The sequence below is a fragment of the Streptomyces sp. Tue6028 genome (genome assembly GCF_002300165.1).
Classification (GTDB): Bacteria; Actinomycetota; Actinomycetes; order Streptomycetales; family Streptomycetaceae; genus Streptomyces; species Streptomyces siamensis.
This window is the reverse complement of record NZ_MLCE01000020.1, coordinates 14127-38153: the sequence shown is the minus strand read 5'-3', so window position 1 is coordinate 38153 and position 24027 is coordinate 14127. Positions and strand designations below refer to the sequence as shown.

General features: G+C 71.7%; 20 protein-coding genes, 3 tRNA genes and 1 pseudogene. 13 read left to right on the top strand and 11 right to left on the bottom strand.

Features of this window, described 5'->3' with window-relative positions:
• The 5 genes and pseudogenes from BKI49_RS18070 to BKI49_RS18050 form a co-directional block, all read left to right on the top strand.
• Positions 1-275: pseudogene (locus BKI49_RS18070) on the top strand (DNA polymerase III subunit gamma and tau); the annotation flags it as partial.
• A 115-nt stretch (positions 276-390) separates the two neighbouring features.
• Positions 391-1644, top strand: coding sequence for a phosphoribosylamine--glycine ligase (gene purD, locus BKI49_RS18065; RefSeq protein WP_095935317.1), 1254 nt, complete (start codon positions 391-393; stop codon positions 1642-1644).
• Between the two features lie 378 nt (positions 1645-2022).
• Positions 2023-3855, top strand: a complete 1833-nt coding sequence (locus BKI49_RS18060; RefSeq protein WP_179332493.1) for a hypothetical protein — start codon at positions 2023-2025, stop codon at positions 3853-3855.
• Between the two features lie 449 nt (positions 3856-4304).
• Positions 4305-5831: a N,N-dimethylformamidase beta subunit family domain-containing protein gene (locus BKI49_RS18055; protein WP_095935315.1), complete on the top strand. Its 1527-nt coding sequence runs from the start codon at positions 4305-4307 to the stop codon at positions 5829-5831.
• A gap of 111 nt (positions 5832-5942) precedes the next feature.
• Positions 5943-6842, top strand: a complete 900-nt coding sequence (locus tag BKI49_RS18050; RefSeq protein ID WP_095935314.1) for a phosphoribosylaminoimidazolesuccinocarboxamide synthase — start codon at positions 5943-5945, stop codon at positions 6840-6842.
• Between the two features lie 223 nt (positions 6843-7065).
• Here BKI49_RS18050 and BKI49_RS18045 read toward each other — a convergent pair.
• The 8 genes from BKI49_RS18045 to BKI49_RS18010 form a co-directional block, all read right to left on the bottom strand.
• Positions 7066-7138 (bottom strand) — tRNA-Gly (locus BKI49_RS18045).
• Positions 7139-7161: 23 nt separating this feature from the next.
• Complete coding sequence (locus BKI49_RS18040) at positions 7162-7818, bottom strand: response regulator transcription factor (protein WP_095935313.1); 657 nt, start codon at positions 7816-7818, stop codon at positions 7162-7164.
• Positions 7815-9110, bottom strand: coding sequence for a sensor histidine kinase (locus BKI49_RS18035; protein WP_095935367.1), 1296 nt, complete (start codon positions 9108-9110; stop codon positions 7815-7817). The genes BKI49_RS18040 and BKI49_RS18035 overlap by 4 nt, the downstream gene beginning before the upstream one ends.
• Before the next feature lie 113 nt (positions 9111-9223).
• Complete coding sequence (locus tag BKI49_RS18030; protein ID WP_095935312.1) at positions 9224-10027, bottom strand: ABC transporter permease; 804 nt, start codon at positions 10025-10027, stop codon at positions 9224-9226.
• Positions 10024-11010, bottom strand: a complete 987-nt coding sequence (locus BKI49_RS18025) for an ABC transporter ATP-binding protein (protein ID WP_095935311.1) — start codon at positions 11008-11010, stop codon at positions 10024-10026. Before BKI49_RS18025 ends, BKI49_RS18030 begins: the two co-directional genes overlap by 4 nt.
• 128 nt (positions 11011-11138) lie before the next feature.
• Positions 11139-11214, bottom strand: a tRNA-Gly gene (locus BKI49_RS18020).
• 79 nt (positions 11215-11293) lie between these two features.
• Positions 11294-11365, bottom strand: a tRNA-Gly gene (locus BKI49_RS18015).
• Between the two features lie 141 nt (positions 11366-11506).
• Positions 11507-11824: a histone-like nucleoid-structuring protein Lsr2 gene (locus BKI49_RS18010; RefSeq protein WP_095935310.1), complete on the bottom strand. Its 318-nt coding sequence runs from the start codon at positions 11822-11824 to the stop codon at positions 11507-11509.
• A 361-nt stretch (positions 11825-12185) separates the two neighbouring features.
• Here BKI49_RS18010 and purS point away from each other — a divergent pair, with 361 nt between their 5' ends.
• Genes purS through purL form a run of 3 tightly spaced genes read left to right on the top strand, consistent with a single transcriptional unit; the run spans position 12186 to position 15384 of the window.
• Positions 12186-12452 (top strand): phosphoribosylformylglycinamidine synthase subunit PurS, encoded by a 267-nt coding sequence (gene purS, locus BKI49_RS18005; protein ID WP_028804522.1) that lies wholly within the window; start codon positions 12186-12188, stop codon positions 12450-12452.
• On the top strand, positions 12449-13129 hold the full coding sequence (purQ, locus tag BKI49_RS18000) for a phosphoribosylformylglycinamidine synthase subunit PurQ (protein ID WP_095935309.1): 681 nt from the start codon (positions 12449-12451) through the stop codon (positions 13127-13129). Before purS ends, purQ begins: the two co-directional genes overlap by 4 nt.
• Positions 13126-15384 carry a phosphoribosylformylglycinamidine synthase subunit PurL gene (gene purL, locus BKI49_RS17995; protein WP_095935308.1) on the top strand — a complete coding sequence of 753 codons (2259 nt, stop codon included), beginning with the start codon at positions 13126-13128 and terminating at the stop codon, positions 15382-15384. Before purQ ends, purL begins: the two co-directional genes overlap by 4 nt.
• 58 nt (positions 15385-15442) lie before the next feature.
• On the opposite strand, the gene BKI49_RS17990 is transcribed toward purL, so the two are convergent.
• Positions 15443-16936, bottom strand: coding sequence for an MFS transporter (locus BKI49_RS17990; protein WP_095935307.1), 1494 nt, complete (start codon positions 16934-16936; stop codon positions 15443-15445).
• A gap of 96 nt (positions 16937-17032) precedes the next feature.
• On the opposite strand from BKI49_RS17990, the gene BKI49_RS17985 reads away from it, so the two are divergent.
• The 5 genes from BKI49_RS17985 (at position 17033) to purM (ending at position 22159) form a co-directional block, all read left to right on the top strand.
• Complete coding sequence (locus tag BKI49_RS17985; RefSeq protein ID WP_095935306.1) at positions 17033-17671, top strand: TetR/AcrR family transcriptional regulator; 639 nt, start codon at positions 17033-17035, stop codon at positions 17669-17671.
• A gap of 10 nt (positions 17672-17681) precedes the next feature.
• Positions 17682-18467 (top strand): maleylpyruvate isomerase family mycothiol-dependent enzyme, encoded by a 786-nt coding sequence (locus tag BKI49_RS17980; protein ID WP_095935305.1) that lies wholly within the window; start codon positions 17682-17684, stop codon positions 18465-18467.
• Between the two features lie 192 nt (positions 18468-18659).
• A complete protein-coding gene (locus tag BKI49_RS17975; RefSeq protein ID WP_095935304.1) occupies positions 18660-19454 on the top strand; it encodes an META domain-containing protein in 795 nt (264 codons plus the stop codon).
• A 61-nt stretch (positions 19455-19515) separates the two neighbouring features.
• Positions 19516-21042 carry an amidophosphoribosyltransferase gene (purF, locus tag BKI49_RS17970; protein WP_028804528.1) on the top strand — a complete coding sequence of 509 codons (1527 nt, stop codon included), beginning with the start codon at positions 19516-19518 and terminating at the stop codon, positions 21040-21042.
• A gap of 43 nt (positions 21043-21085) precedes the next feature.
• A complete protein-coding gene (gene purM, locus BKI49_RS17965) occupies positions 21086-22159 on the top strand; it encodes a phosphoribosylformylglycinamidine cyclo-ligase (protein ID WP_095935303.1) in 1074 nt (357 codons plus the stop codon).
• A gap of 148 nt (positions 22160-22307) precedes the next feature.
• Here purM and BKI49_RS17960 read toward each other — a convergent pair whose 3' ends face one another.
• Both BKI49_RS17960 and BKI49_RS17955 read right to left on the bottom strand, forming a co-directional pair.
• Complete coding sequence (locus BKI49_RS17960) at positions 22308-22562, bottom strand: DUF3073 domain-containing protein (protein ID WP_095935302.1); 255 nt, start codon at positions 22560-22562, stop codon at positions 22308-22310.
• Positions 22563-22874: 312 nt separating this feature from the next.
• Entirely contained in the window at positions 22875-23960 is a 1086-nt protein-coding gene (locus BKI49_RS17955; RefSeq protein WP_095935301.1) for a Leu/Phe/Val dehydrogenase, read from the bottom strand.
• Positions 23961-24027 lie beyond the last annotated feature (67 nt).

The window sequence follows — 24027 nt, the reverse complement described above, 5'->3', positions numbered from 1 at the left end:
CTCCGGCCGCTCCGCGCCCGGCCGCCCAGCAGCCCTCCGCCCCGGCCCCGCGTCCCACGGGCCCGCAGGGCGGCCCGTCCGCGAGCCACGCCCCGGCCGCGGCCCCCGCTCCCGCTCCGACGCCGCCTCCGGCCCCGGAGCCGCCCCCCGTCTCCATCGAGGACGACATCCCCGAGGACGACGACCCCGACCTCGACGAGTCCGCCCTCTCCGGACACGATCTGATCGTCCGCGAACTGGGGGCGACCGTGGTGGAGGAGTTCTCGAACGAGTGACGGTGGTCCGCGCCGCGTCGGCACCCCTTCTTCTGGAGGATCCCACCAACGCCCGAGGCCCTTCGCTTCGGAAGCCCCCACAAAGGCATCGGCCTCCGGCGGTTAGGCTGACCCCGTGAAGGTCCTCGTCATCGGTAGCGGCGCCCGCGAACACGCCCTGTGCCGTTCCCTGTCCCTCGACCCCGACGTCACCGCCCTGCACTGCGCCCCCGGGAACGCAGGCATCGCGGAGGTGGCCGAGCTGCACGCGGTCGACGCCCTCGACGGTGCCGCCGTCGCCGCGCTGGCCACCGAGCTCGGCGCCGAGCTGGTGGTGGTGGGCCCGGAGGCCCCGCTCGTCGCGGGTGTCGCCGACGCCGTGCGCGAGGCGGGCATCCCCTGCTTCGGCCCCTCGAAGGAGGCCGCGCAGCTGGAGGGCTCCAAGGCCTTCGCCAAGGACGTGATGGCGGAGGCGGACGTGCCCACCGCCCGCTCCTACGTGTGCACGACGCCGGAGGAGGTCGAGGAGGCGCTCGACGCCTTCGGAGCCCCGTACGTCGTGAAGGACGACGGTCTCGCGGCCGGCAAGGGCGTCGTCGTGACCGCCGACCTGGAGCAGGCCCGCGGGCATGCCAACGCGTGCGACCGCGTGGTCATCGAGGAGTTCCTCGACGGCCCCGAGGTCTCCCTGTTCGCGATCACGGACGGCGAGGCGGTCGTCCCGCTCCAGCCCGCCCAGGACTTCAAGCGCGCCCTGGACGGCGACGAGGGCCCGAACACCGGCGGCATGGGCGCGTACTCGCCGCTGCCCTGGGCGGACCCGAAGCTCGTCGAGGAGGTCGTGCAGACCGTCCTCCAGCCGACCGTCGACGAACTCCGCCGTCGCGGCACGCCCTTCTCGGGCCTCCTCTACGCCGGTCTGGCGATCACCAGCCGCGGCGTCCGGGTCATCGAGTTCAACGCCCGCTTCGGCGACCCGGAGACCCAGGTGGTCCTCGCCCGCCTGAAGACCCCCCTCGCGGGTGTGCTGCGCGCCGCGGCCGACGGTACCCTCGCCGACCTGGCACCGCTGCGCTGGAGCGACGACGCGGCCGTGACCGTGGTCGTGGCCTCGCACAACTACCCGGACACCCCGCGCACCGGGGACCCGATCACCGGACTCGACGAGGTCGCCGCCCAGGACGCCCCGCACGCCTACGTCCTGCACGCCGGCACGAAGCGCGACGGCGACGCCGTGGTCAGCGCGGGCGGCCGGGTGCTGTCCGTCACGGCGTCCGGCACCGACCTCACCGAGGCCCGTGCGCGCGCCTACGCGGCGGTCGCCCGGATCGGCCTCGACGGTTCGCAGCACCGTACGGACATCGCGGCGAAGGCCGCCGCGGAGGCCTGACCCCCGGTCGCCTCCGGTCGTCCCGGGCCGTCTCCGCCGGCCCGGGCGGCCCGCTCCGCTCGTGCGGGCCGCCGCCGTCGTGCGAGGCCCAGGGCCCCGGACTCCGCACGGAATCCGGGGCCTGATCATTGCCCACTGTCATTCACCTTTCCCCAAAGCCATTCCATCGAGTGACCGATGTTCTATCCGGCTGACGGGGGCCGGGGCCCCAACTAGGGTGCGGCGAAAGCGTTCCGGCACTTGGCCCACCGGCATTGCGATGTCCGTGGCGGGTGCCACAGTGGGGGAGTGAGCAACGCCAGGACATCCGTCGGCACGGGCTGTGCGACAGCCGGTGCCGGACGGACACGTAGGGGGTGACGTCCGGTCGTGACCGGTATGGGTGTGGAGGTGGGCGCGCAGGCAGCGCGCTCCCGGGCTCTCGCCGTGCTGCGCATCCGCAGCAGAGCGCTGGCCGTCGCCCTGCTGCCCGCGGCCGTCGCCGTCGTGCTGCTCGTCGGCGGCTCCACCGGCCACATCGTCGGCGGGCACTGGGGCGTCACGCGCTGGGTCGTGACGGTCCTGGCCGTCGTTGTCCTCCTCGCGGCCGCGGGCATCGCCCTTGTTGTCGCCCGGGCCCGGCCCGCCGTCAGCCCCACGGTCCCGATCGCCGAGGAATCCGCCCCGGACCTGTATCGCATGGTCCGCGACCTGGCCGACCGCCTCGACGTGCCGGCCCCCTCCGCGATAGCGCTCACCCCCGACTGCGACAGCTGGCTGGAGGACCGTACGCATCCGGCGCACGGCCCGCCGCCAGCGGAGCGGGACGACAGGGACGGCCTGGACGCACTGCGCGGCATACGCGGAGCCCAAGGCGTGCGGGGCCTGTCCGCACGGTCCCGCCGCTCCCCCTCGGCCCCCGTCCTGGTCATCGGCTCCCCCTTCCTGTGGTGGATGCGGGTCGGCGAGCTGCGCGCGGTCCTCGCCCCGGTGGTCGCCGGGACGGGCCCGTCCGCGCAACCCGACATAGCCGCGGCCCGCCGGTTCGTACGGGGCCTGGACGCGGCGGTGGCCGTGACCTCGGCGCCGGCCGGCGGCTCCCTGTCCCGGACGGTCCACGCGGGTGTCGGCTGGGTGACCCGTCTGCTGCTGCGCAGCTGTCGCGGCCACGCGGCCGAGATGGAGCGCGGTGTGGCGGCCGCCGCGGCCGAGCGTGCACAGGCTGTGGACTACGGCCTGCGGATCGTCGCCCAGGAACAGGTGGGCCTCGCGTACGCGGGCTGGGACCGGCTGCTGACCCGCGTCGCGCTGCCCGCCTGGCGGATGGGCCGCTGGCCGTCCCGGCTGGACGCCGGCGTGGTCGCGGCCCTCACCGAACTGTCCCGCCGCGACCGTCTGGCCGAGGGATTCGCCTCCCGTCTCGGCGAGCGCCCCGCCTGCGACCTGCTCGAAGAGCCCGGCGCGATCGACGAGGCGACCTCCCTCCTCGCCGCCCGCCTCTTCCACGGCGGCCCCGCCGAGCCAGGTCCCGACTGGGCGCCGGTGGACTGGCAGGAGTACCCGGACGAGGTCGTCGACCGCAAATGGCGCACCGACGCGGCCCGCCTCCACCGGGTGCTGGACGCACTGGGCATCCGGCAGTCGGCCGACCCGGCGGCACCCGACCCGGAGGGGCCGACGCTGGCGAGGGTGATGGACCACCTCTCCGTGCCGCCGGAGGACCGGACCGCGGCAGGCCCGGACGCCGATGACGACACTGTCGGGGGCCCGGCGGCGTACGCGGGGATGGGGATGGACGAGGACGAGCTCGGCCTCGGGAGCGAGCGTTCGGCCGCGCTGGCGGCCGGGCTCACCGCGGAGCTCGCCCGCGAGGAGACGGCGGCTCCGGCCGCGGCGCCCGCACCGGGCGGGGGAGCGGAGCAGCAGGACCCGGACCGGGCCCTGTGGGACGACGGGACGCTTCCCCTCTTCCCCCTCCAGCCGCCCAGGAGCGGCCGGGAACTGCTGGCCGACCACGTCACGGCGATGGTGTGCTGTTCCGCGATGGACACGGTGGGGGCGGCGCCCGGTCTCGACTGGCTGGACGGGCCCTCCCTGCTCGTCGGCGGCGAGCGGGCCGGCGACCTGGGGTCGCGTGTCCGCATCCTCGTCGAGACGGGGGATCCCGATCCTCTGCGGGAGTGGCTCTCGCACCTCGGCGTCCGGCCCGAGAAGCCGGTACGCCTCGTCTGACCCGAGGACGCCAGCCGGCTCGACGGCGCCGGTTGCCCACACGGGTGCGGTGGCGCGTGCCGACCCGACGGTTCCCGACCGTTCTCACCCGTCCGCGGCGCGCGGCTCACCCGGGGCTCTCTTCCGTCCGCGGCGCGCGGCTCGCCCGGGACGGCGGCGGGTGTCGGCGATTTTCTGCCCCGTGTGTCCCCGTCCGCCCGGCTCCCGCCGACTCGGCCCGCACCCCCGGTCCGGGCGGGACGGCCTCGTCGTGGCGCCCCGGACGGGCCCGGACGCGGCGACGGGACGGGCCCGCGACCCGCACGCACGGGCGGAGCCCAGGGTTCCAGTCGCGTCAATTCGCGACGAACGGTGACGGAGTGCGTGCGTAATGTGATGTGCTGGGACCGATCGCGCACAGGGCAAGGGCTTGCGGACGGACGACGGGGGCACGAGGGAGGGGAGCAGGCATGGGGTCTGAGCAGATTCGCCGCTGGGAGTCGGGCGCGCTGGCGCACGCCGTGACGGATCCTTTCGGCCAGGGTCCCGTGCCGTGGCTCCGCGGCGACGAGCACTACTTCGACGACACCGGTCACGTCGTCCCCTGGTACATCGACCACATCGACCCGGCCCAGGGCGCCACCCTCGTGCGCGACGAGCGGGACGCTAAGGCGCGGGCCGTGCGGGCCATCCCGCACCCCCGGGCCGGCGGCCCCCGCTCCGCCGACGACGTCCACCGCCAGATCAAGGGCTTCACCTCCACCGGCGCCGCGGCGCCCGGCGAGGCCATCGACTTCCACATCACCGTCGACCCGCCCCAGGAATTCAGCGTCGACATCTACCGGATCGGGCACTACGGCGGCGACGGCGCCAGCAAGATCACCACCAGCCCGCGGCTGTCCGGCATCGTCCAGCCCCCGCCGCTCACCGCCGACCGCACCGTCTCCTGCCACCACTGGTGGCTGTCCTGGCGGCTCCAGATCCCGTCGTACTGGAGCATCGGCGCCTATGTCGCCGTGCTCACCACCCTCGACGGCTATCGCTCCCACGTGCCGTTCACCATCCGCGACAACCACCCCGCGGACCTGCTGCTCCTGCTCCCGGACGTCACCTGGCAGGCGTACAACCTGTACCCGGAGGACGGTCACACGGGCGCCAGCCTGTACCACGCGTGGGACGAGGCCGGCCGGCTGCTCGGCGAGGCGGACGCCGCGACGACGGTCTCCTTCGACCGGCCGTACGCGGGCGCGGGCCTGCCCCTGCACGTCGGCCACGCCTACGACTTCATCCGCTGGGCCGAGCGCTACGGCTACGACCTCGCGTACGCCGACGCCCGCGACCTGCACGCCGGCCGCGTCGACCCCTCGCGCTACCGCGGTCTGGTCTTCCCGGGCCACGACGAGTACTGGTCCGCGCACATGCGCCGCACCGTGGAACTCGCCCGCGAGCACGGCACCTCGCTCGTCTTCCTCTCCGCCAACACCATGTACTGGCAGGTGGAGTTGGGGCCCTCCCCGTCGGGCGTCGCCGACCGCCTGCTGACCTGCCGCAAGCGCCGCGGCCCCGGAAGGCCGGCCCTGTGGCGGGAGATCGACCGCCCGGAGCAGCAGATCATCGGCATCCAGTACGCGGGACGGGTCCCCGAGCCCCACCCTCTGGTCGTCCGTAACGCGGACCACTGGCTGTGGGAGGCGACCGGCGCGCACGAGGGCGACGAACTGGAGGGCATGGTCGCCGGCGAGGCCGACCGGTACTTCCCGCGCACCCCGCTCCCCGAGCACCAGGGCCGGATCCTGCTCGCCCACTCCCCTTACGAGGACAGTGAGGGAACGGTCCGGCACCAGGAGACCTCCCTGTACCGGGCCCCGTCCGGCGCCCTCGTCTTCGCATCCGGAACGTTCGCATGGTCCCCGGCGCTCGACCGTCCCGGGCACGTGGACACCCGTATCCAGCGAGCCACGGCCAACCTCCTCGACCGCATCTGCAAACGCGACTGACCGGGCACCTGACGCTGGGCTTGCCGCGCGCCGTCCGGCACCCCCGTGGCCGGAGCCGCTCCCGGCATACGGGAGAATCGAGCCACTTGGACAGAACCACGGGGAGGAACCGTGTCCGGATTCGTCGAAAAGCCCGAGCCCCTTCAGGTGCCGGGTCTGGTGCATCTGCACACCGGCAAGGTGCGCGACCTGTACCAGAACGAGGCGGGCGACCTCGTGATGGTCGCCAGTGACCGTATCTCCGCCTACGACTGGGTGCTGCCCACGGAGATCCCCGACAAGGGCCGCACCCTCACCCAGCTCTCCCTGTGGTGGTTCGACCAGCTCGCAGAGCTGGCGCCCAACCACGTGCTGAGTGCCGAGCTCCCGCCGGGCGCCCCCGCCGACTGGGAAGGCCGGACCCTGATCTGCAAGTCGCTGCGGATGGTCCCGGTGGAGTGCGTCGCGCGCGGCTATCTCACCGGTTCCGGCCTCGCCGAGTACCAGGAGTCCCGGACCGTGTGTGGCCTCGCCCTCCCCGAAGGCCTCGTCGACGGCTCGGAGCTGCCCTCGCCGATCTTCACCCCGGCCACCAAGGCCGAGGTCGGTGAGCACGACGAGAACGTGTCGTACGAGGAGGTGGCCCGGCAGGTGGGCGCCGACACGGCGGCCCAGCTGCGCCAGACGACCCTCGCCGTCTACGGCCGCGCCCGCGACATCGCCCGCGAGCGGGGCATCGTCCTCGCGGACACCAAGTTCGAGTTCGGCTTCGACGGGGAGACGCTCGTGCTGGCCGACGAGGTGCTGACCCCGGACTCCTCCCGCTTCTGGCCCGCCGACGAGTGGGAGCCGGGGCACGCCCAGCCGTCCTTCGACAAGCAGTTCGTCCGCGACTGGCTGACCTCCGCCGAGTCCGGCTGGGACCGCAGGAGCGAGCAGCCACCGCCCGCGCTGCCGCCGCAGGTGGTGGAGGCGACCCGCGCCAAGTACATCGAGGCGTACGAGCGTCTGACGGGCACCAGCTGGTCGTAGCCCGCGCGGCGCGACTTCCGGCGGGACCCGGCGACGAGCCGGGTCCCGCCGCACGTGCGGCGGCGCTCCGGCTCATGGCGTGCGGCTGGCCGTGTCCTGGCTCCCCGGCTTCCCGACCCCCCGGCTTCCCGGCGCAGGCGCACCCGCCCCCCGGCAGGCACACCCCGCTCCCGGACACACGACGAAGCCCCCGACCTGAGACAGATCGGGGGCTTCTCACCGGAGCGGACGACGAGGCTCGAACTCGCGACCTCAACCTTGGCAAGGTTGCGCTCTACCAACTGAGCTACGTCCGCATTGCGCCGTGGCGCGACAGCCACTATACCCAACCTCGCTCACGTGCGAGACGCACCGCCGCGTGCCGGTTCTCCGCCCCCAGCTTGGAGGCGGCCGACGACAGATAGTTGCGCACGGTTCCCTGGGACAGCGCGGCCCGCTCCGCGATCTCCGCGACAGGCGCCCCGTCGGCGGCGAATTCGAGCACCTCGGCCTCGCGAGGCGTCAGTGGCGAGTCCCCGGCGGAGATCGCGTCGGCGGCCAACTCGGGGTCCACGTAACGGTTTCCGGCGTGCACCGTGCGGATGATCTCGGCGAGCCGCTGTGCGCTGACCGTCTTCGGGACGAACCCGCGCACACCCGCCTCAAGCGCTCGCTTCAGATGCCCAGGCCGTCCGTGACTCGTCACGATCAGCACCTGGCAGCCGGGCAGTTCGGCCCGCAGGGATGTGGCCACCCTCACACCGTCCGCCCCCGGCATCTGAAGATCCAGGACGGCGACATCGGGTTCGTGGGCCCGCGCCATCGCGAGCGCCTCGGGCCCCGTCGCCGCCTCGGCCACGACGACCAGGTCGTCCTCCAGGGCGAGCAGCGCGGCGAGCGCTCCCCGGATGAGGTGTTCGTCGTCGGCGAGCAGCAGCCGTACGGGCCGAACGGATGGGGCCGGTGTGACGGGTGTGGCGGGCGGTACGGATGTCATGGGGTGACCTCACTGACGTGTCGCGGAACGGAGGACGCCGAGGCCCGTTGGTCCGGGACCGGTGGGAGGGGCACCTCGGCCGTGAGCCGGAACACCCCGTCACCGGCGGGCCCGGCCCGCAGCACGCCGTCGACCGCGCCGAGCCGCTCCCGCAGCCCGGCGAGCCCGGATCCCGGCCGGGGCGGGGAACCGTCGCCCGGGCATCCGGAGTCCGTCACCGCCGGTGCCCCGTCGTTCTCGACGGTGAGCGTCACCCGGCCCGCCGCCAGGCGCAGCGAGACGGCGCACCGCCCGGCGTCGCCGTGTCTGAGCACGTTGGTGGTCGCCTCCCGTACGACCCAGCCGAGCGCCGACTGGACCTGCGCGGGCAGTCCGGCCGCCGAGCCGGTCACCTCGCAGTCGATGCCGGCGGCCGACAGTACGCCCTGGGCGCCCGCGAGTTCGGCGCCCAGGTCGGCGTCGCGGTAGCCGCGGACGACCTCGCGCACCTCACGCTGGGAGTCGCGGGCGATCCGCTGCACCTCGACCATCTGCTCCACGGCCTCGGGCCGCCCGCGCCGCGTCAGCTGCACGGCGAGCTCGCTCTTGAGCGCGATCACCGCGAGGTTGCGGCCCATCACGTCGTGCAGGTCGCGTCCGAACCGCAGCCGCTCCTCGGCGACGGCGAGACGGGCACGGGTCTCGCGCGCCTCGTCGAGTTCGTAGACGGCGTTGAGCAGCCAGACCGAGAACGCGGCGGTGAAGGTGAGGAACCCCGCGGCGAGCAGCACCACCCCGGCCGTGACGAGCGCGGCGGGGCCGGGGAGGCCGAGAGGGAAGGAGACGGCCCCCGCGCCCACACCGGCGCCGACCACCACCTGTGTCATCCGGCTCCGGTTGCGGGTGGCGAGCGCCAGGGTGCCGGCACCGAAGGCGACGACGCCGACGAAGAGCGAGGTGCCCACCCGGGCCTCGGCCTCGGTCGCCGGACGCCAGTCGGTGCCCTCCAGCGTGAGCGCGACGAGCGCGATCACGAACGTGGCGGCGGCCAGCGCGGCCGACAGCCGCCGGGGCTGCTCCCGGCTGCCGCGGATCCAGTCCAGCGCCCGGGACGAGGTCGTCGCACACAGCGCGGAGTGGCCGCACACCAGCACGAACAGGAGCCAGGCCGGTGCCGGCGACACGTTCCCGAAGAAGGGGAGACCGAGCGTGACGGCCTCGATCACGGCGAAGGAGTGGAAGGACCACCGGGTGTACGTCTCGACCTTCGCGGGTGTGCTCTTCGCCCGCCACCAGCCGTCCGGCCCGCTCATATGCACCCCCGCGACCGGCCGTGCGGCCCGCTCGTTCCCGTCTTTGCCGTCGGCCGTCCGGCCCGGCTCGTGCCCGGCCGGCTCCGCCGCTCGCGCGCCCGGCTCCGTCCCGGTCATCGCCGCGGCTCCCAGCGGAACCACCGTCGTACAGCAAACACCGCGATCGCGGTCCAGGCCACCGCCGTGCCCACGGCGCCCAGGGTGTCGTGCGCGGAGAGGTGCCCGGTCCAGCCGCCCCGAAGCAGGGTGATCACCGGGGTGAGCGGGAGGAGTTCGCAGAACGAGGCCAGCCGGTCGGGCAGGGTCTCCAGCGGGATGAAGGTGCCGGAGCCGAGCAGCGACACCATCATCAGCGGCAGGGCGGCCACCTGGGCACCCTCCACGCTCCTGCTGAAGCTCGCGGTGACCGCGGCCAGCGCGGGCCAGGTCACCAGCCCCAACAGCAGTCCCAGCACGACTAGGTGGGGCGATGCCGGTGCCCCGACGTCGAGCGTCACGACGTAGGCGACGGTCAGGACCAGACACTGGGCGAGACCGATCGCCACCGACGGCAGGGCCGCTCCGGCGAGGATCTCGGCGTCGCGCGACTCCCCGGTGCGCAGTCGTTTGAGGACGAGTTCCTCCCGCCGGGCCGCGTACACGCTCACGAGCGAGCTGTAGACGGCGACGAGCAGGGAGAAGCCGATCGAGGAGGGCAGCAGCACGGAGCCGACCGTGAGCCCGGTGCCCTTCAAGTCCATCCCGTCGACCGTCGAGCGGAACATCAACGGCATCAGGAGCGGCACGGACACGGCGGTCGCCAGCGTCGCCTTCGTGCGCCCCAGCAGGGTCAGCTCGGCACGTGCGAGCGCGCGGAGCCGTGCCGCGGCCGTGGTCCTCACCGGCGCCCGGCCGGGGCCCACCGTCGTTGTGCTCATGCCGCCGTCTCCTTGTCCCGGTGGTCCGTGCCGTGGGCCGCCGCATCCCGGGCGATCCGCAGGAACGCCTCCTCCAGGGAGGCGGAGCGCACGTCGAGCCGGCGCAGCTCGACCTGCGCCCGGTCCGCCCACAGCAGCAGCTCGGTGGCGGTCCGCTGCGGGGTGTCGGTGCGCAGGCGTACGGCGCGGCCGGCCGTCTCGTGGTCGGAGACGCCGAGCCGGGCGAGCGGGGGCAGGTCTCCGAGGTGATAGCCGTCGGGCAGTTCGAAGGAGATGCGGGACGGCTGGGTGCCGGTGACCTCGGCGGGTGTGCCGGAGGCCGCGACGCGCCCCTCGTGGAGGATCGCGAGCCGGTCGGCGAGTTCCTCCGCCTCCTCCAGGTAGTGGGTGGTCAGCAGCACCGTCGTGCCGCCGTCGCGCAGGGCGCGCACCAACTCCCAGGTGCCGTGTCGCCCTTCGGTGTCGAGTCCGGTGGTCGGCTCGTCGAGGAAGAGGACCTCGGGGCGGCCGAGGAGGGCGAGGGCCAGGTCCAGGCGGCGCTTCTCACCCCCGGACAGCTGCTTCACGCGTACGTCCGCCCGCCGGGTGAGGCCGACCAGGTCGAGGGCCTGGGCCGTGGGCCGCGCTCCGCTGGTGCAGCCCGCCCACATCCGCAGGGTCTCCGCGACGGTCAGTTCGGAGGGGAAGCCGCCTTCCTGGAGCATCACGCCGATCCGGGGCCGTACCGCGGCCCGCTCCCGGTAGGGGTCGTGCCCGAGGACCCGTACCCGGCCGCCGGCCGGGGGAGCGAGGCCCTCCAGTACCTCGACGGTGGACGTCTTGCCCGCGCCGTTGGTGCCGAGGAGGGCGAAGATCTCACCGCGGCCGACGGAGAACGTGACGTGACGCACGGCCTCGAACGCTCCCCGGCCCCGCCCGTCTCCCCCGTACACGCGCCGCAGATCAGTGACCTCGATCACGTCGCCGTGCTCGTTCGTGTTCATGAATTCAGCGTCGCCGCGGACCGGGCGGGTCGGCAGTGCGCGGTGTCATCGCTCCGCATGACAAATGTCAGTCGCCGCCGAAGCGGACACGAGAAAGGCCCCGGTCGAGGACCGGGGCCTTTGCTCCGTGGAGCGGACGACGAGGCTCGAACTCGCGACCTCAACCTTGGCAAGGTTGCGCTCTACCAACTGAGCTACGTCCGCATTGCCTCCGACCGGCTCTCACCGATCGGCGCGAGCACCACCCTACCTGATCGACAAGCGCGATCGGTAAGAGGTGCAGAGCGGGTGACAGGAATTGCACACTGCGCCTTCCCCCTGGAAGGGGGATGTTCTGCTACTGAACTACACCCGCACGACTCCTCGGGGTCCGGCCCTTCGGCCTTGCCCCTCGGCGTGCTCCAGACTTTAGCTGATCAGCGGGGGGTCAGCGCAAGTCGGTTGTTCCCAGGGCCCGGTGACGGGTCCTCGCGGGTGCCCCCGAGGACCCGTGCGGTCAGTGCGCCTCGGTGAACGCCTCGTAGACCTTCTTGGGGATGCGTCCGCGGGGCGGCACGTCCATCTTGTTGGAGCGGGCCCAGGCGCGGACGGCGGCGGGGTCGGGGGTCAGCGCGGTGTGCGTGTACGCCTTCCCGGACTTCGCCCGCTTGCGGCCGGCCTCGACGTAGGGCGCGAGCACCTTACGCAGTTTTTTGGCATTGGCTGGATTGAGGTCGATCTCGTACGACTTGCCGTCGAGTCCGAAGGCGATCGTCTCCGCCGCTTCTGAGCCGTCGATGTCGTCAAAGAGAGTGACCACGACACGCTGCGCCACGAATATCGGTCCCTTCGTGCGACACCTCTGCGATCAACGGTCATGACGTGCACGGACGTCACGGAGTTGTCGGGAAGATGTCGACTGTCCGGCTGTTATTGGGCAAAGTATCGGCTATTGCCAATTCCTTTGTACAGTGCCCGGCATTGCATTGTGAAGCCCGACTAAAACCTTGCGCGTGTCCGAAGGCAATGGCCCCCTGCCGTTCTTCTGCGGTTTTTCCCAGGATTTTCCGTGCAGGTCCCCGCGTCGATGCGGGATCGTGATGGGGGTCACGTAGGATTCTACGAATCTACGCGAGTAGAAATTTTGTGCGGGTAGTCTGAAGGGACCTGCTCAGCACCACACACCGGGAGTGCCAGTGGCACGCGTCGTAGTCGACGTCATGCTCAAGCCGGAGATCCTCGACCCCCAGGGCCAGGCGGTGCAGCGTGCACTGCCGCGCCTCGGTTTCGAAGGTGTCTCCGACGTACGTCAGGGAAAGCGATTCGAACTGGAAGTGGACGGACCGGTGGACGACGCCGCGCTCGCCCGCATCCGTGAACTCGCGGAATCCTTCCTCGCCAACACCGTGATCGAGGACTTCACCGTCAAGGTGGAGGACGAGAAGGTGGGGGCCGGAAAGTGACCGCTCGTATTGGAGTCGTCACCTTTCCCGGCAGCCTCGACGACCGCGACACGCAGCGCGCGATCAAGCTCGCCGGTGCCGAACCCGTCGCTCTCTGGCACAAGGACAAGGACCTCAAGCAGGTCGACGCCGTCGTGCTGCCCGGCGGATTCTCGTACGGCGACTATCTGCGGGCGGGCGCCATCTCGCGCTTCTCGCCCGTGATGGAGACCGTGATCGAGCAGGCGAAGTCCGGAATGCCGGTCCTCGGCATCTGCAACGGCTTCCAGATCCTCACCGAGGCGCACCTGCTCCCGGGCGGGATGCTCGGCAACGACCACCTCCACTTCATCTGCCGCGACCAGAAGCTGCGGGTGGAGAACGCGGAGACCTCCTGGACCGCCGACTACACGGCCGGCCAGGAGATCCACATCCCGCTGAAGAACATGGACGGCCGGTACGTCGCCGACGAGCGCACGCTCGACATGCTGGAGGCCGAGGGCCGGGTCGCCTTCCGCTACCTGGACTTCAACCCGAACGGTTCGCTGCGGGACATCGCCGGCATCACCAACGAGGCCGGGAACGTCGTCGGCCTCATGCCGCACCCCGAGCACGCCGTCGAGCCGCTGATCGGCAGCGGTCGTACCGACGGCCTCCCCTTCTTCACCTCGATCCTCAAGAAGCTGGTCAACGCATGAGCCGGACGCCTCTGGACACGGTCGAGCACGCGGCCGAGACCCCCGACGTCGAGCTGCCCTGGGCCGAACTCGGTCTGAAGAAGGACGAGTACGAGCGGGTCGTGGAGATCCTCGGCCGCCGCCCGACCGGCGCCGAGCTCGCCATGTACTCGGTCATGTGGTCCGAGCACTGCTCCTACAAGTCCTCCAAGGTGCACCTGCGCCAGTTCGGCGAGAAGGCCCCGCAGTCCGACGCGCTGCTCGTCGGCATCGGCGAGAACGCCGGTGTCGTCGACGTCGGCCAGGGCTACGCGGTGACCTTCAAGGTCGAGTCGCACAACCACCCGTCGTACGTCGAGCCCTACCAGGGCGCGGCCACCGGCGTCGGCGGCATCGTGCGCGACATCATCGCGATGGGCGCCCGCCCGGTCGCGGTCGTCGACCCGCTGCGCTTCGGCGCCGCCGACCACCCCGACACCAAGCGCGTCCTGCCCGGCGTGGTCGCCGGCATCGGCGGCTACGGCAACTGCCTGGGCCTGCCCAACATCGGCGGCGAGGTCGTCTTCGACGCCTGCTACCAGGGCAACCCGCTGGTCAACGCCGGCGCCATCGGCGTCATGCGGCACGAGGACATCCACCTCGCGAAGGCCTCGGGCACCGGCAACAAGGTCATCCTGTACGGGGCCCGCACGGGCGGCGACGGCATCGGCGGCGCGTCGATCCTCGCCTCCGAGACCTTCGACGACGCCAAGCCGTCGAAGCGTCCGGCCGTCCAGGTCGGCGACCCCTTCCAGGAGAAGCTCCTCATCGAGTGCACTCTGGAGGCCTTCCGGGAGAAGCTCGTCGTCGGCATCCAGGACCTCGGCGCCGCCGGGCTGTCCTGCGCCACCTCGGAGCTGGCCTCGAACGGCTCCGGCGGCATGCGCGTCACCCTCGACGACGTACCGCTGCGCGACTCCACGCTCTCGCCCGAGGAGATCCTCATGAGCGAGTCGCAGGAGCGCATGTGCGCGGTGGTCGAGCCGGCGAAGGTCGACCGCTTCCTGGAGATCTGCGCGAAGTGGGACGTGATCGCCACCGTCATCGGTGAGGTCACCGACGGCGACCGCCTGGAGATCTACTGGCACGGCGGCAAGATCGTCGACGTCGACCCGCGCACGGTCGCGCACGAGGGTCCGGTCTACGAGCGCCCGTACGCCCGTCCGTCCTGGCAGGACGCCCTCCAGGCCGACGACGCGAACAAGCTCCCGCGCCCGGAGACCGCCGAGGAGCTGAAGGACCAGGTCCGGAAGCTGGTGGCCTCCCCCAACCAGGCGTCCAAGAAGTGGATCACCTCGCAGTACGACCACTTCGTGCAGGGCAACACGGTGCTGGCGCAGCCCGAGGACTCGGGCATGATCCGCATCGACGAGGAGACCGGGCTCGGCGTCGCCATCGCGACCGACGGCAACGGCCGGTACGCGAAGCTCGACCCTTACGCGGGTGCGCAGCTCGCCCTCGCCGAGGCGTACCGCAACGTCGCGACGACCGGTGCCAAGCCGCTCGCCGTCTCCGACTGCCTGAACTTCGGCTCGCCCGAGGACCCGGCCGTCATGTGGCAGTTCGCGGAGGCCATCCGCGGGCTCGCCGACGCCTGCCAGCAGCTCGGCACCCCGGTGACCGGCGGCAACGTCTCCCTCTACAACCAGACGGGCGAGGCGGCCATCCACCCGACCCCGGTCGTCGCCGTCCTCGGCGTGATCGACGACGTGGCCCGGCGCACGCCGGTCGCCTTCCGGGAAGAGGGCCAGCTCCTCTACCTGCTCGGCGACACCCGCGAGGAGTTCGGCGGTTCGGCCTGGTCGCAGGTGATCCACGACCACCTCGGCGGTCTGCCGCCGCAGGTCGACCTGGAGCGTGAGCGGCTGCTCGCCGAGATCCTCATCTCGGCCTCCCGCGACGGCATGATCGACTCCGCGCACGACCTGTCCGACGGCGGTCTGGTGCAGGCCGTGGTCGAGTCGGCGCTGCTCGGCGGGAAGGGCGCGCGCCTCGTCGTGCCCGACGGTCTGGACGCGTTCACCTTCCTCTTCTCGGAGTCGGCGGGCCGCGCGGTCGTCGCCGTCCCGCGTTCGGAGGAGCTCCGCTTCACCGACATGTGCGGCGCGCGGGGTCTGCCCGTCACCCGCATCGGTGTCGTCGACGGTGACGCGGTCGACGTGCAGGGCGAGTTCGCGCTCTCGCTGGAGGAGCTGCGCGAGGCCCACGAGGCGACCATCCCGGCGCTGCTCGCGTAGCCCGCAGGCGGTCGTATACGTCGGAAGGCCCCGCCCGTTCCCACGGGCGGGGCCTTCGTCATGCCGTGACCGATTCGGTGCGCTCCGCGGAGGACCCGGCGATCGTCCGCGTGCGGTGGGGCCTCGGGAGCCTGAGCGCCAGCACCGCGGCCAGTCCCATCAGCGCGGCACCGCCCCAGAAGACGAACCGGGTCGCGTCGACGAAGGCGTGCACGCCGTCCGCGTGGGCGGCTCCGGTCAGCCGGGCCAGCGCGCTGATGTCGCCCCCGGGGCCGTGTGCCGCGTACAGGCGGGCCAGCAGGGTGCCGAAGGCGGCGGTGCCGAGGGCGTTGCCCAGGGTCTGGAAGAAGCGGATGCCGGTGGTGGCGACGCCCAGCTGGTGGCGCGGGGCGGAGTCCTGCACCAGCAGGATCAGCTGGCCGACGAGCTGGCCGAACCCGGCGCCGGCCAGCAGGAGCTCCCCGCGGACCAGCCACAGGGAGGTGTGCGGTCCGGTCGTGGTGGCCAGCAGGGCGAAGGCGACGGCGGTGGTGACCGTGCCGCTGACGGTGAAGGTGCGCGCGGACCAGCCGCGGGCGCCGAGCGGGCCGGAGAGCAGCCCGACCGCGGTGAGGCCGACGGCCAACGGGACCAGGTAGAGGCCCGCCGAGGAGCTGCTGATGCCGCGGGCGACCTGGAGGTAGACGAGCACGTAGTAGATGGCGCACATCATCGCGCCGCCGAGGATCGCCTGGACGGCGAAGCCGAGGCGCACCTCACGGACGCGGAACAGGGAGAGCGGGAGCACCGGTTCGGGTGCCCGGGTCTGCCGCCACAGGAAGAGGGCGAGGGTCGCGACGGCCGTCACGATCAGTCCGACGACGGCGGGGGAGGACCACGCGTACCGGTTGCCGCCCCAGTCCGTGACCAGGAGCAGGGCGCTGGAGAACGCCGCGGCGAGCAGGGCGCCCGGGTAGTCGATCGGGCGGCGCACGTGCTGTCCGGGGAGCTTCAGGGCGAGGGCGGAGGCGGTCAGGACCACCAGGCCGATCGGCAGGTTGACGTAGAAGATCCAGCGCCAGTTCGCGTGGTCGGCCAGCAGGCCGCCGATCCAGGGGCCGATCGCCATCGCGCCGCCGGCGACCAGTCCGCCGGTGTTGCCGCCCTTGCCCGCGCCCTTCTCCTCGGGGCCCTTGAGGTGGGCGATGACGACCATCGTGACGCTCATCAACCCGCCTCCGCCGAGGCCCTGCACGGCGCGGGCGGCGATGAGCTGGGTCATCGACTGGGCGGCGCCGCACAGGGCGGAGCCGAGCAGGAAGGTGGCGATGGCGCCGGTGAAGACGCGCTTGGGGCCGAGGGTGTCGCAGAGCTTGCCGTAGAGCGGGAGCATCGCCGCCGAGGCGAGGGCGTAGGCGCTGACCAGCCAAGGAATCTTGTCGATGCCGTGGTCGGGGTCGAGGTCCCGGACGATCGGGACGGTGGCCGCGGACACGATCTGGAGGTCCAGGAGGGCCAGGACGATCGTCACGAGGCAGACGAGGAAGCCGATTCTGCGCTGGGTCTCGGTCATGAGGACCAGCGTGGACTCTATCTGTGGACCGAGTCAATGTTTTTGCTCGGATCATTTTTCGGCCTGGCTCAAATTTCGCCTTGGTACAGTGCCGGTATGGCCGAAGCGATGGGACTGCGCGAACGCAAGAAGATCCAGACGGCGAAGCGGATCTACCGGATCGCCGTCGCGCTGTTCGTCGAGCGCGGCTTCGACAACGTGTCCGTGCAGGAGGTCGCCGACGCCGCCGAGGTGTCGAAGATGACCGTCTTCAATTACTTCGGCTCCAAGGAGGACCTGGTCTTCCGGCCCATGGAGGAGCACTTCGGCGACGCCGCCCGGGCCGTGCGGGAGCGACGCTCCGGCGAGTCCGCGGTGGACGCCGTGCGCCGGCAGTTCCTGGAGATGGTCGAGACCCGTGACCCGGCGGTCGGCCTGCACGCCGAGCCCTTCGCCGGCCAGGTGCGCCGGCTGGTCATGGAGACCCCGGTCCTGATGGAACGCGCCGTCCTCGGTGCCCAGAAGGGCACCCGCGACCTGGCCGCGCTCCTCGCCGAGGAGACCGGGGACCCGATGCTCGCCGTCATCGCCGCCGCCACGCTGAGCGCCGCCCGCAACGCCCTCATCGAGGAGCACCACGACCGCATCGCCGCGGGCGAGAGCCCGGACGCCGTCGCCGGGGACGCCGCCGAGCGCGCCCGGCACGCCTTCGCCCTGATCGAGGACGGCCTGAGCGGATACGCCGTGAAGGCATAGGCTCGCGGTCATGCCCCCGGCCAAGAAGCGCGTGCGCACGTACGACCCCGCCAAGATCCGCGCGGCGGTCCTCGCCCAGTTCGGGAACGTACGGCAGGGCGTCGACTCCCTGACGCCGGGGCAACTCGCGCTTCCCTCCGGACTGGGCGACTGGAGCGTGCGGGAACTCGTCGCGCACATCGGGACGGCCCTCGGCGCGGTGGGCGTGCTGCTCGGCCGCCCGGAGCCGGCGCGGCAGGACGGCACGCTGCTCGACTGGCCGTCCGCCATCCACGCCGACTCCCCGGCCATCGCCGCGTACGCCCATGAGCTCGCCGAGCGGACCCCCGACCTCGCCGACATCGAGCGGCACTTCTCCGCGCTCCTCGCCGAACACCCGGGCACCCGGCTGCTCGACACCAGCGCCGGTGGCCTGCCGCTCGCCGACTACCTGGTCACCCGCACCGTCGAACTCGTCGTCCACACCGACGACCTGAACCGCGCCGTGCCCGGACTCGACATCCCGTACGACCGCCAGGCGCTCGCCGCCTGCACCCGACTGCTCGCCGACACTCTCGCCGTGAGGGCGCCCGGTGCGTCCACGGAGGTGCGGATCCCGCCGTACGCCGTCGTGCAGTGCGTGGAAGGCCCCCGGCACACCCGCGGCACCCCGCCGAACGTCGTCGAGACCGACCCGCTGACCTGGATCCGGCTGGCGGCCGGACGCACGCAGTGGAAGGCGGCGGTCGAGGACGCGAAGGTCAGCGCGAGCGGTGAACGGGCGGATCTCGGCGCCCTGCTGCCCCTCATGAGCTGAGCCCGCGCCCGCGCGGAGAGGCCCCGGTACCGCCGCCCGCGCGGCGAGCCCGCCGCGCCCTGTCCGCGGGGCCCGCCGGTCCCCGGCCGCGGGTCCGCCGTCACCTCAGGGACGGGTCCGCCGCCCTCCAGGGACGGGTCCGCCGTCACCCCCGAGGGGAACCGACCACCCCACCCCTCCCGTCACATCGGCATGGACAAGCAGCGACTGACCCTCACCGCCCTGACCCTGCTCCCCCTCGCGGTGGCCTGCGGCACCGAGCCGGGCAGCGGCAGCAACTCCGTGGGACCGGGCTCGTCACCGGTCACCGGCGTCCACTGGACCGTCGACAGCCTCACCGTGGACGGCACGACGACGAAGGCGCCCGCGAGCGCCTACCTGCGGATCGGCGCGGACGGCCGCGTCAGCGGCAACGCCGGCTGCAACAGCTTCGGCTCGACCGCCACCGTCAAGGGCGACCGCGTCGACTTCGGGGACGTCAGCATGACCGACATGGGGTGCCAGAAGGCCCCCATGGCCTTCGAGCAGCGCCTCGGCCGCGCGATCGCCGACGGCGGGCTCACCAGCGAGGTCAAGGGCGACAAGCTCACCCTCACCACCCGTGACGGTGACCGCGTCAACCTCACCGAGGAGCAGGACGCCCCCCTCTACGGCACGAAGTGGACCGTCACCGCGCTCGGCGACGCGAACGTCTCCCAGTCCCTGCCCAAGGGGGCCGACGCCTACTTCGTGCTCGACAAGAAGGACGGCACGCTGTCCGGCCGCCTCGGCTGCAACCACGTGTCCGCCGAGGCCACCGTCCGCGACGGCCACCTCACCCTCGGCAGGGCCAAGACCACCCGCATGATGTGCGACGGCTCACTCATGGCCACCGAGAAGACCCTCCTGGGCCTCTTCGACAGCACGGTCCGCTACGACTTGGATCATCGGACACTCACGCTGACCAGCACAAACGGCTCCGTCGTCAGTGCCGTGGCCGAACGGTGACCCATCAGGGTCCCGTATCCCCAATTCGGACCAGTGGTCGATCTCGCCTACACTCGGAGCCGTGCCACGTGGTGACGGTCGACTCAATCATGATCTGCTCCCCGGTGAGAAAGGCCCCCAGGACGCCTGCGGCGTCTTCGGAGTCTGGGCCCCGGGCGAAGAGGTCGCCAAGCTCACTTACTTCGGGCTCTACGCCCTCCAGCATCGGGGTCAGGAATCCGCGGGAATCGCGGTCAGCAACGGCTCCCAGATCCTCGTCTTCAAGGACATGGGCCTCGTGTCCCAGGTCTTCGACGAGACCTCCCTCGGTTCGCTCCAGGGTCACATCGCGGTCGGTCACGCCCGCTACTCGACCACTGGCGCCTCCGTCTGGGAGAACGCCCAGCCGACGTTCCGTGCCACCGCGCACGGCTCCATCGCGCTCGGCCACAACGGCAACCTCGTCAACACGGCTCAGCTCGCCGAGATGGTCGCCGACCTGCCCAAGCAGGACGGCCGCACCACACGCGTGGCGGCCACCAACGACACCGACCTGCTGACCGCGCTGCTCGCGGCCCAGGTGGACGACGACGGCAAGCCACTGACCATCGAAGAGGCCTCCGCCAAGATCCTCCCGCAGGTCAGGGGCGCCTTCAGCCTCGTCTTCATGGACGAGCACACCCTCTACGCGGCCCGCGACCCGCAGGGCATCCGCCCGCTGGTCCTCGGCCGTCTGGAGCGCGGCTGGGTGGTCGCCTCCGAGTCCGCCGCCCTCGACATCTGCGGTGCCAGCTACGTCCGCGAGATCGAGCCGGGCGAGTTCGTCGCCATCGACGAGAACGGCCTGCGCACCTCTCGGTTCGCGGAAGCGAAGCCCAAGGGCTGTGTCTTCGAGTACGTCTACCTGGCGCGCCCCGACACCGACATCGCCGGCCGGAACGTGTACCTCTCGCGTGTCGAGATGGGCCGCAAGCTCGCCAAGGAAGCCCCTGTCGAGGCCGACCTGGTGATAGCGACCCCGGAGTCCGGGACGCCCGCCGCGATCGGATACGCGGAAGCCTCCGGCATCCCGTTCGGTGCCGGTCTGGTGAAGAACGCCTACGTCGGCCGGACCTTCATCCAGCCCTCGCAGACGATCCGCCAGCTCGGCATCCGTCTGAAGCTGAACCCGCTCAAGGAAGTCATCAAGGGCAAGCGCCTGGTCGTCGTCGACGACTCGATCGTGCGCGGCAACACCCAGCGCGCCCTGGTGCGCATGCTCCGCGAGGCGGGCGCCGCCGAGGTCCACATCCGGATCTCCTCGCCCCCGGTGAAGTGGCCCTGCTTCTTCGGCATCGACTTCGCGACCCGCGCCGAGCTGATCGCCAACGGCATGACCATCGAGGAGATCGGCGTCTCGCTGGGTGCCGACTCCCTCTCGTACATCTCCATCGACGGCATGATCGAGGCGACCACCATCGCCAAGCCGAACCTGTGCCGGGCCTGCTTCGACGGCGAGTACCCGATGGAGCTCCCGGACCCCGAGCTGCTGGGCAAGCAGCTCCTGGAGACCGAGCTGGCGGCGGGTCCCGCCGCCACGGCCGCGGCTGACGCCATCCGTCGCCCGTAAGCGCCGTAGAGCCCCGTTTCACCAACCCGAAAGATCCCAGGCAATGTCTGAGACCAGTCCTTCCGGTGCTTCCTACGCGGCTGCCGGCGTCGACATCGAGGCGGGCGACCGCGCCGTCGAGCTGATGAAGGAGTGGGTGAAGAAGACGCAGCGCCCCGAGGTCCTGGGCGGCCTCGGCGGTTTCGCCGGCCTCTTCGACGCCTCGGCCCTCAAGCGCTTCGAGCGCCCGCTGCTCGCCTCCGCCACCGACGGCGTGGGCACCAAGGTCGACATCGCCCGCCAGATGGGCGTCTACGACACGATCGGCCACGACCTGGTCGCGATGGTCATGGACGACATCGTGGTGTGCGGCGCCGAGCCGCTCTTCATGACCGACTACATCTGCGTCGGCAAGGTCCACCCGGAGCGCGTCGCCGCGATCGTGAAGGGCATCGCCGAGGGCTGTGTCCTCGCCGGCTGCGCCCTCGTGGGCGGCGAGACGGCGGAGCACCCGGGCCTGCTCGGTCCGGACGACTTCGACGTCGCGGGCGCCGGTACCGGCGCGGTGGAGGCGGACCTGCTGCTGGGCGCGGATCGCATCCGTACGGGTGACGCGGTGATCGCCATGGCGGCCTCCGGTCTTCACTCGAACGGGTACTCGCTGGTCCGGCACGTCCTCTTCGACCGGGCGAACCTGAGCCTCGACCAGCACATCGAGGAGTTCGGCCGCTCGCTCGGCGAGGAGCTCCTCGAGCCCACCAAGATCTACTCGCTGGACTGCCTGGCGCTGACCCGGACCACCGAGGTGCACGCCTTCAGCCACGTCACCGGCGGTGGACTCGCGGCCAACCTGGCCCGTGTCGTCCCGGACGGCCTGCACGCGGTCGTCGACCGCGGGACCTGGACCCCCGCCCCGGTGTTCGACCTGGTCGGGAAGCGGGGCGAGGTCGAGCGGCTGGAGCTGGAGAAGACCCTCAACATGGGCGTCGGCATGATCGCGATCGTCCCCGAGGAGTCCACGGACGTCGCCCTCGCCACCCTCGCGGACCGTGGTGTGGACGCCTGGATCGCCGGTGAGATCACCGAGCGCGGCGACCACACGACGGGCGCGGAGCTGGTCGGCGACTACGCGAACTGAGCCCCGTCGGGCAGCACGAAACCCGGTCCGGCGCTGACGGCCCGGACCGGGTGAGGTGCACAGGTGCAGTTGCTACGAGATGTCCGCTAGGCGAGATCTACGAGAAATCCGCTACGAGAGATCGCGGGAACTGCGAAGGGCGCTTGCGTCAAGCGCCGCGACGCTGCGACTGGGGACCGGACTGATCGTCCTCGTCCTCGTCGTCGTCGTTGTAGAGATCCGCGTACTGGGCGTACGGGTCGTCTTCCTCGTCGTCGTCCTCGAACGGCTCGCCATTCGGCGGCTGGTTCGAAGTCGAAGCGCCCAGCTCGTTGGCCAGACGCGACAGGTCAGTCCCGCCGCTGTTGTACTTCAGCTGGCGGGCGACCTTCGTCTGCTTGGCCTTGGCCCGGCCGCGCCCCATGGCTCGACCCCCTCGGTGACGGGGCTCGACGGCCCCAGAGTCTTGACACGCGTTCATGATCTGGAACGGGCTCTCCGTGGAGAGACCGGTCCGTAGGGCTTCCACGGTACCTGAGCCCGCGCCCATACGGTACGTCGCCCGCAGGACGCGCCTTCGCCCAGAACCCGCGAGGTGCCCCGTCCCCGCTGGTCAACCGCGATTTTAACCTCTTCTTGGCGTACGACCCGCCGACAGACGTGAGAGTTCTCTCTAAGCGTTCCGTCGGCGGGTCCCTGACAAGTGCCCGAGGGGCCGGAATGTGTGGTTCCGGGGTCAGTGGCGCCGCGCCTCGGCCATCCTCTGCTCGGCGATCCGGTCGGCCGCGGCGGCCGGCGGAATCCCGTCTTCCTTCGCACGTGCGAATATGGCCAGCGTCGTGTCGAAGATCTTCGACGCCTTCGCCTTGCACCGGTCGAAGTCGAAGCCGTGCAGTTCGTCGGCGACCTGGATGACACCGCCCGCGTTGACGACGTAGTCGGGGGCGTACAGGATCCCGCGGTCCGCGAGGTCCTTCTCGACGCCCGGGTGCGCCAGCTGGTTGTTGGCGGCACCGCACACGACCTTGGCGGTGAGCACCGGCACGGACAGATCGTTCAGCGCGCCGCCCAGCGCGCACGGCGCGTAGATGTCGAGGCCCTCGGTGCGGATGAGTGCCTCGGTGTCGGCGACGGCCGTGACGCGGGAGGGGTGCCGCTCCAGGATCCGCTGCACGGACTCGGGCCGCACATCGGTGATCACGACCTCGGCGCCGTCGTCCAGCAGGTGCTGCACGAGGTGGTGCCCGACCTTGCCGACACCCGCGACGCCGACCTTGCGGCCGCGCAGGGTGGGGTCGCCCCACAGGTGCTGGGCCGAGGCCCGCATGCCCTGGAAGACGCCGAAGGCGGTGAGCACGGAGGAGTCGCCGGCGCCGCCGTTCTCGGGCGAGCGGCCGGTGGTCCAGCGGCACTCGCGCGCCACGACGTCCATGTCGGCGACGTAGGTGCCGACGTCGCAGGCGGTCACGTACCGGCCACCGAGCGAGGCCACGAACCGTCCGTACGCGAGCAGCAGCTCCTCGGACTTGATCCGGTCCGGGTCGCCGATGATCACGGCCTTGCCGCCGCCGTGGTCGAGACCGGCCATGGCGTTCTTGTACGACATCCCGCGCGACAGGTTGAGGGCGTCGGCGACGGCCTCCTCCTCGCTCGCGTACGGGTAGAAGCGCGTACCGCCGAGGGCGGGGCCCAGGGCGGTGGAGTGGATGGCGATGACGGCCTTGAGGCCGGTGGCGCGGTCCTGGCAGAGCACGACTTGCTCGTGGCCGCCCTGGTCCGAGTGGAACAGGGTGTGCAGGACGCCGTCGGTTACGTCGGTCACTGTGGTGACTCCCAGGTAATAAGCGGCGGTTGAGTGCGGAGCCCGTGCGGGTGGCGGGCTCCGTGGG

What these genes read in the sequence shown, in the direction of transcription:
- purM (WP_095935303.1), top strand. Translation starts at nt 21,086, where the DNA reads ATGTCTGAGACCAGTCCTTCCGGTGCTTCCTACGCGGCTGCCGGCGTC.
- BKI49_RS18040 (WP_095935313.1), bottom strand. Translation starts at nt 7,818, where the DNA reads ATGACATCCGTACCGCCCGCCACACCCGTCACACCGGCCCCATCCGTT.
- BKI49_RS17960 (WP_095935302.1), bottom strand. Translation starts at nt 22,562, where the DNA reads ATGGGGCGCGGCCGGGCCAAGGCCAAGCAGACGAAGGTCGCCCGCCAG.
- BKI49_RS17990 (WP_095935307.1), bottom strand. Translation starts at nt 16,936, where the DNA reads ATGACCGAGACCCAGCGCAGAATCGGCTTCCTCGTCTGCCTCGTGACG.
- BKI49_RS17980 (WP_095935305.1), top strand. Translation starts at nt 17,682, where the DNA reads ATGCCCCCGGCCAAGAAGCGCGTGCGCACGTACGACCCCGCCAAGATC.
- BKI49_RS18035 (WP_095935367.1), bottom strand. Translation starts at nt 9,110, where the DNA reads ATGAGCGGGCCGGACGGCTGGTGGCGGGCGAAGAGCACACCCGCGAAG.
- BKI49_RS17985 (WP_095935306.1), top strand. Translation starts at nt 17,033, where the DNA reads ATGGCCGAAGCGATGGGACTGCGCGAACGCAAGAAGATCCAGACGGCG.
- BKI49_RS18060 (WP_179332493.1), top strand. Translation starts at nt 2,023, where the DNA reads ATGGGTGTGGAGGTGGGCGCGCAGGCAGCGCGCTCCCGGGCTCTCGCC.
- BKI49_RS18055 (WP_095935315.1), top strand. Translation starts at nt 4,305, where the DNA reads ATGGGGTCTGAGCAGATTCGCCGCTGGGAGTCGGGCGCGCTGGCGCAC.
- BKI49_RS18030 (WP_095935312.1), bottom strand. Translation starts at nt 10,027, where the DNA reads ATGAGCACAACGACGGTGGGCCCCGGCCGGGCGCCGGTGAGGACCACG.
- BKI49_RS18025 (WP_095935311.1), bottom strand. Translation starts at nt 11,010, where the DNA reads ATGAACACGAACGAGCACGGCGACGTGATCGAGGTCACTGATCTGCGG.
- purL (WP_095935308.1), top strand. Translation starts at nt 13,126, where the DNA reads ATGAGCCGGACGCCTCTGGACACGGTCGAGCACGCGGCCGAGACCCCC.
- BKI49_RS17975 (WP_095935304.1), top strand. Translation starts at nt 18,660, where the DNA reads ATGGACAAGCAGCGACTGACCCTCACCGCCCTGACCCTGCTCCCCCTC.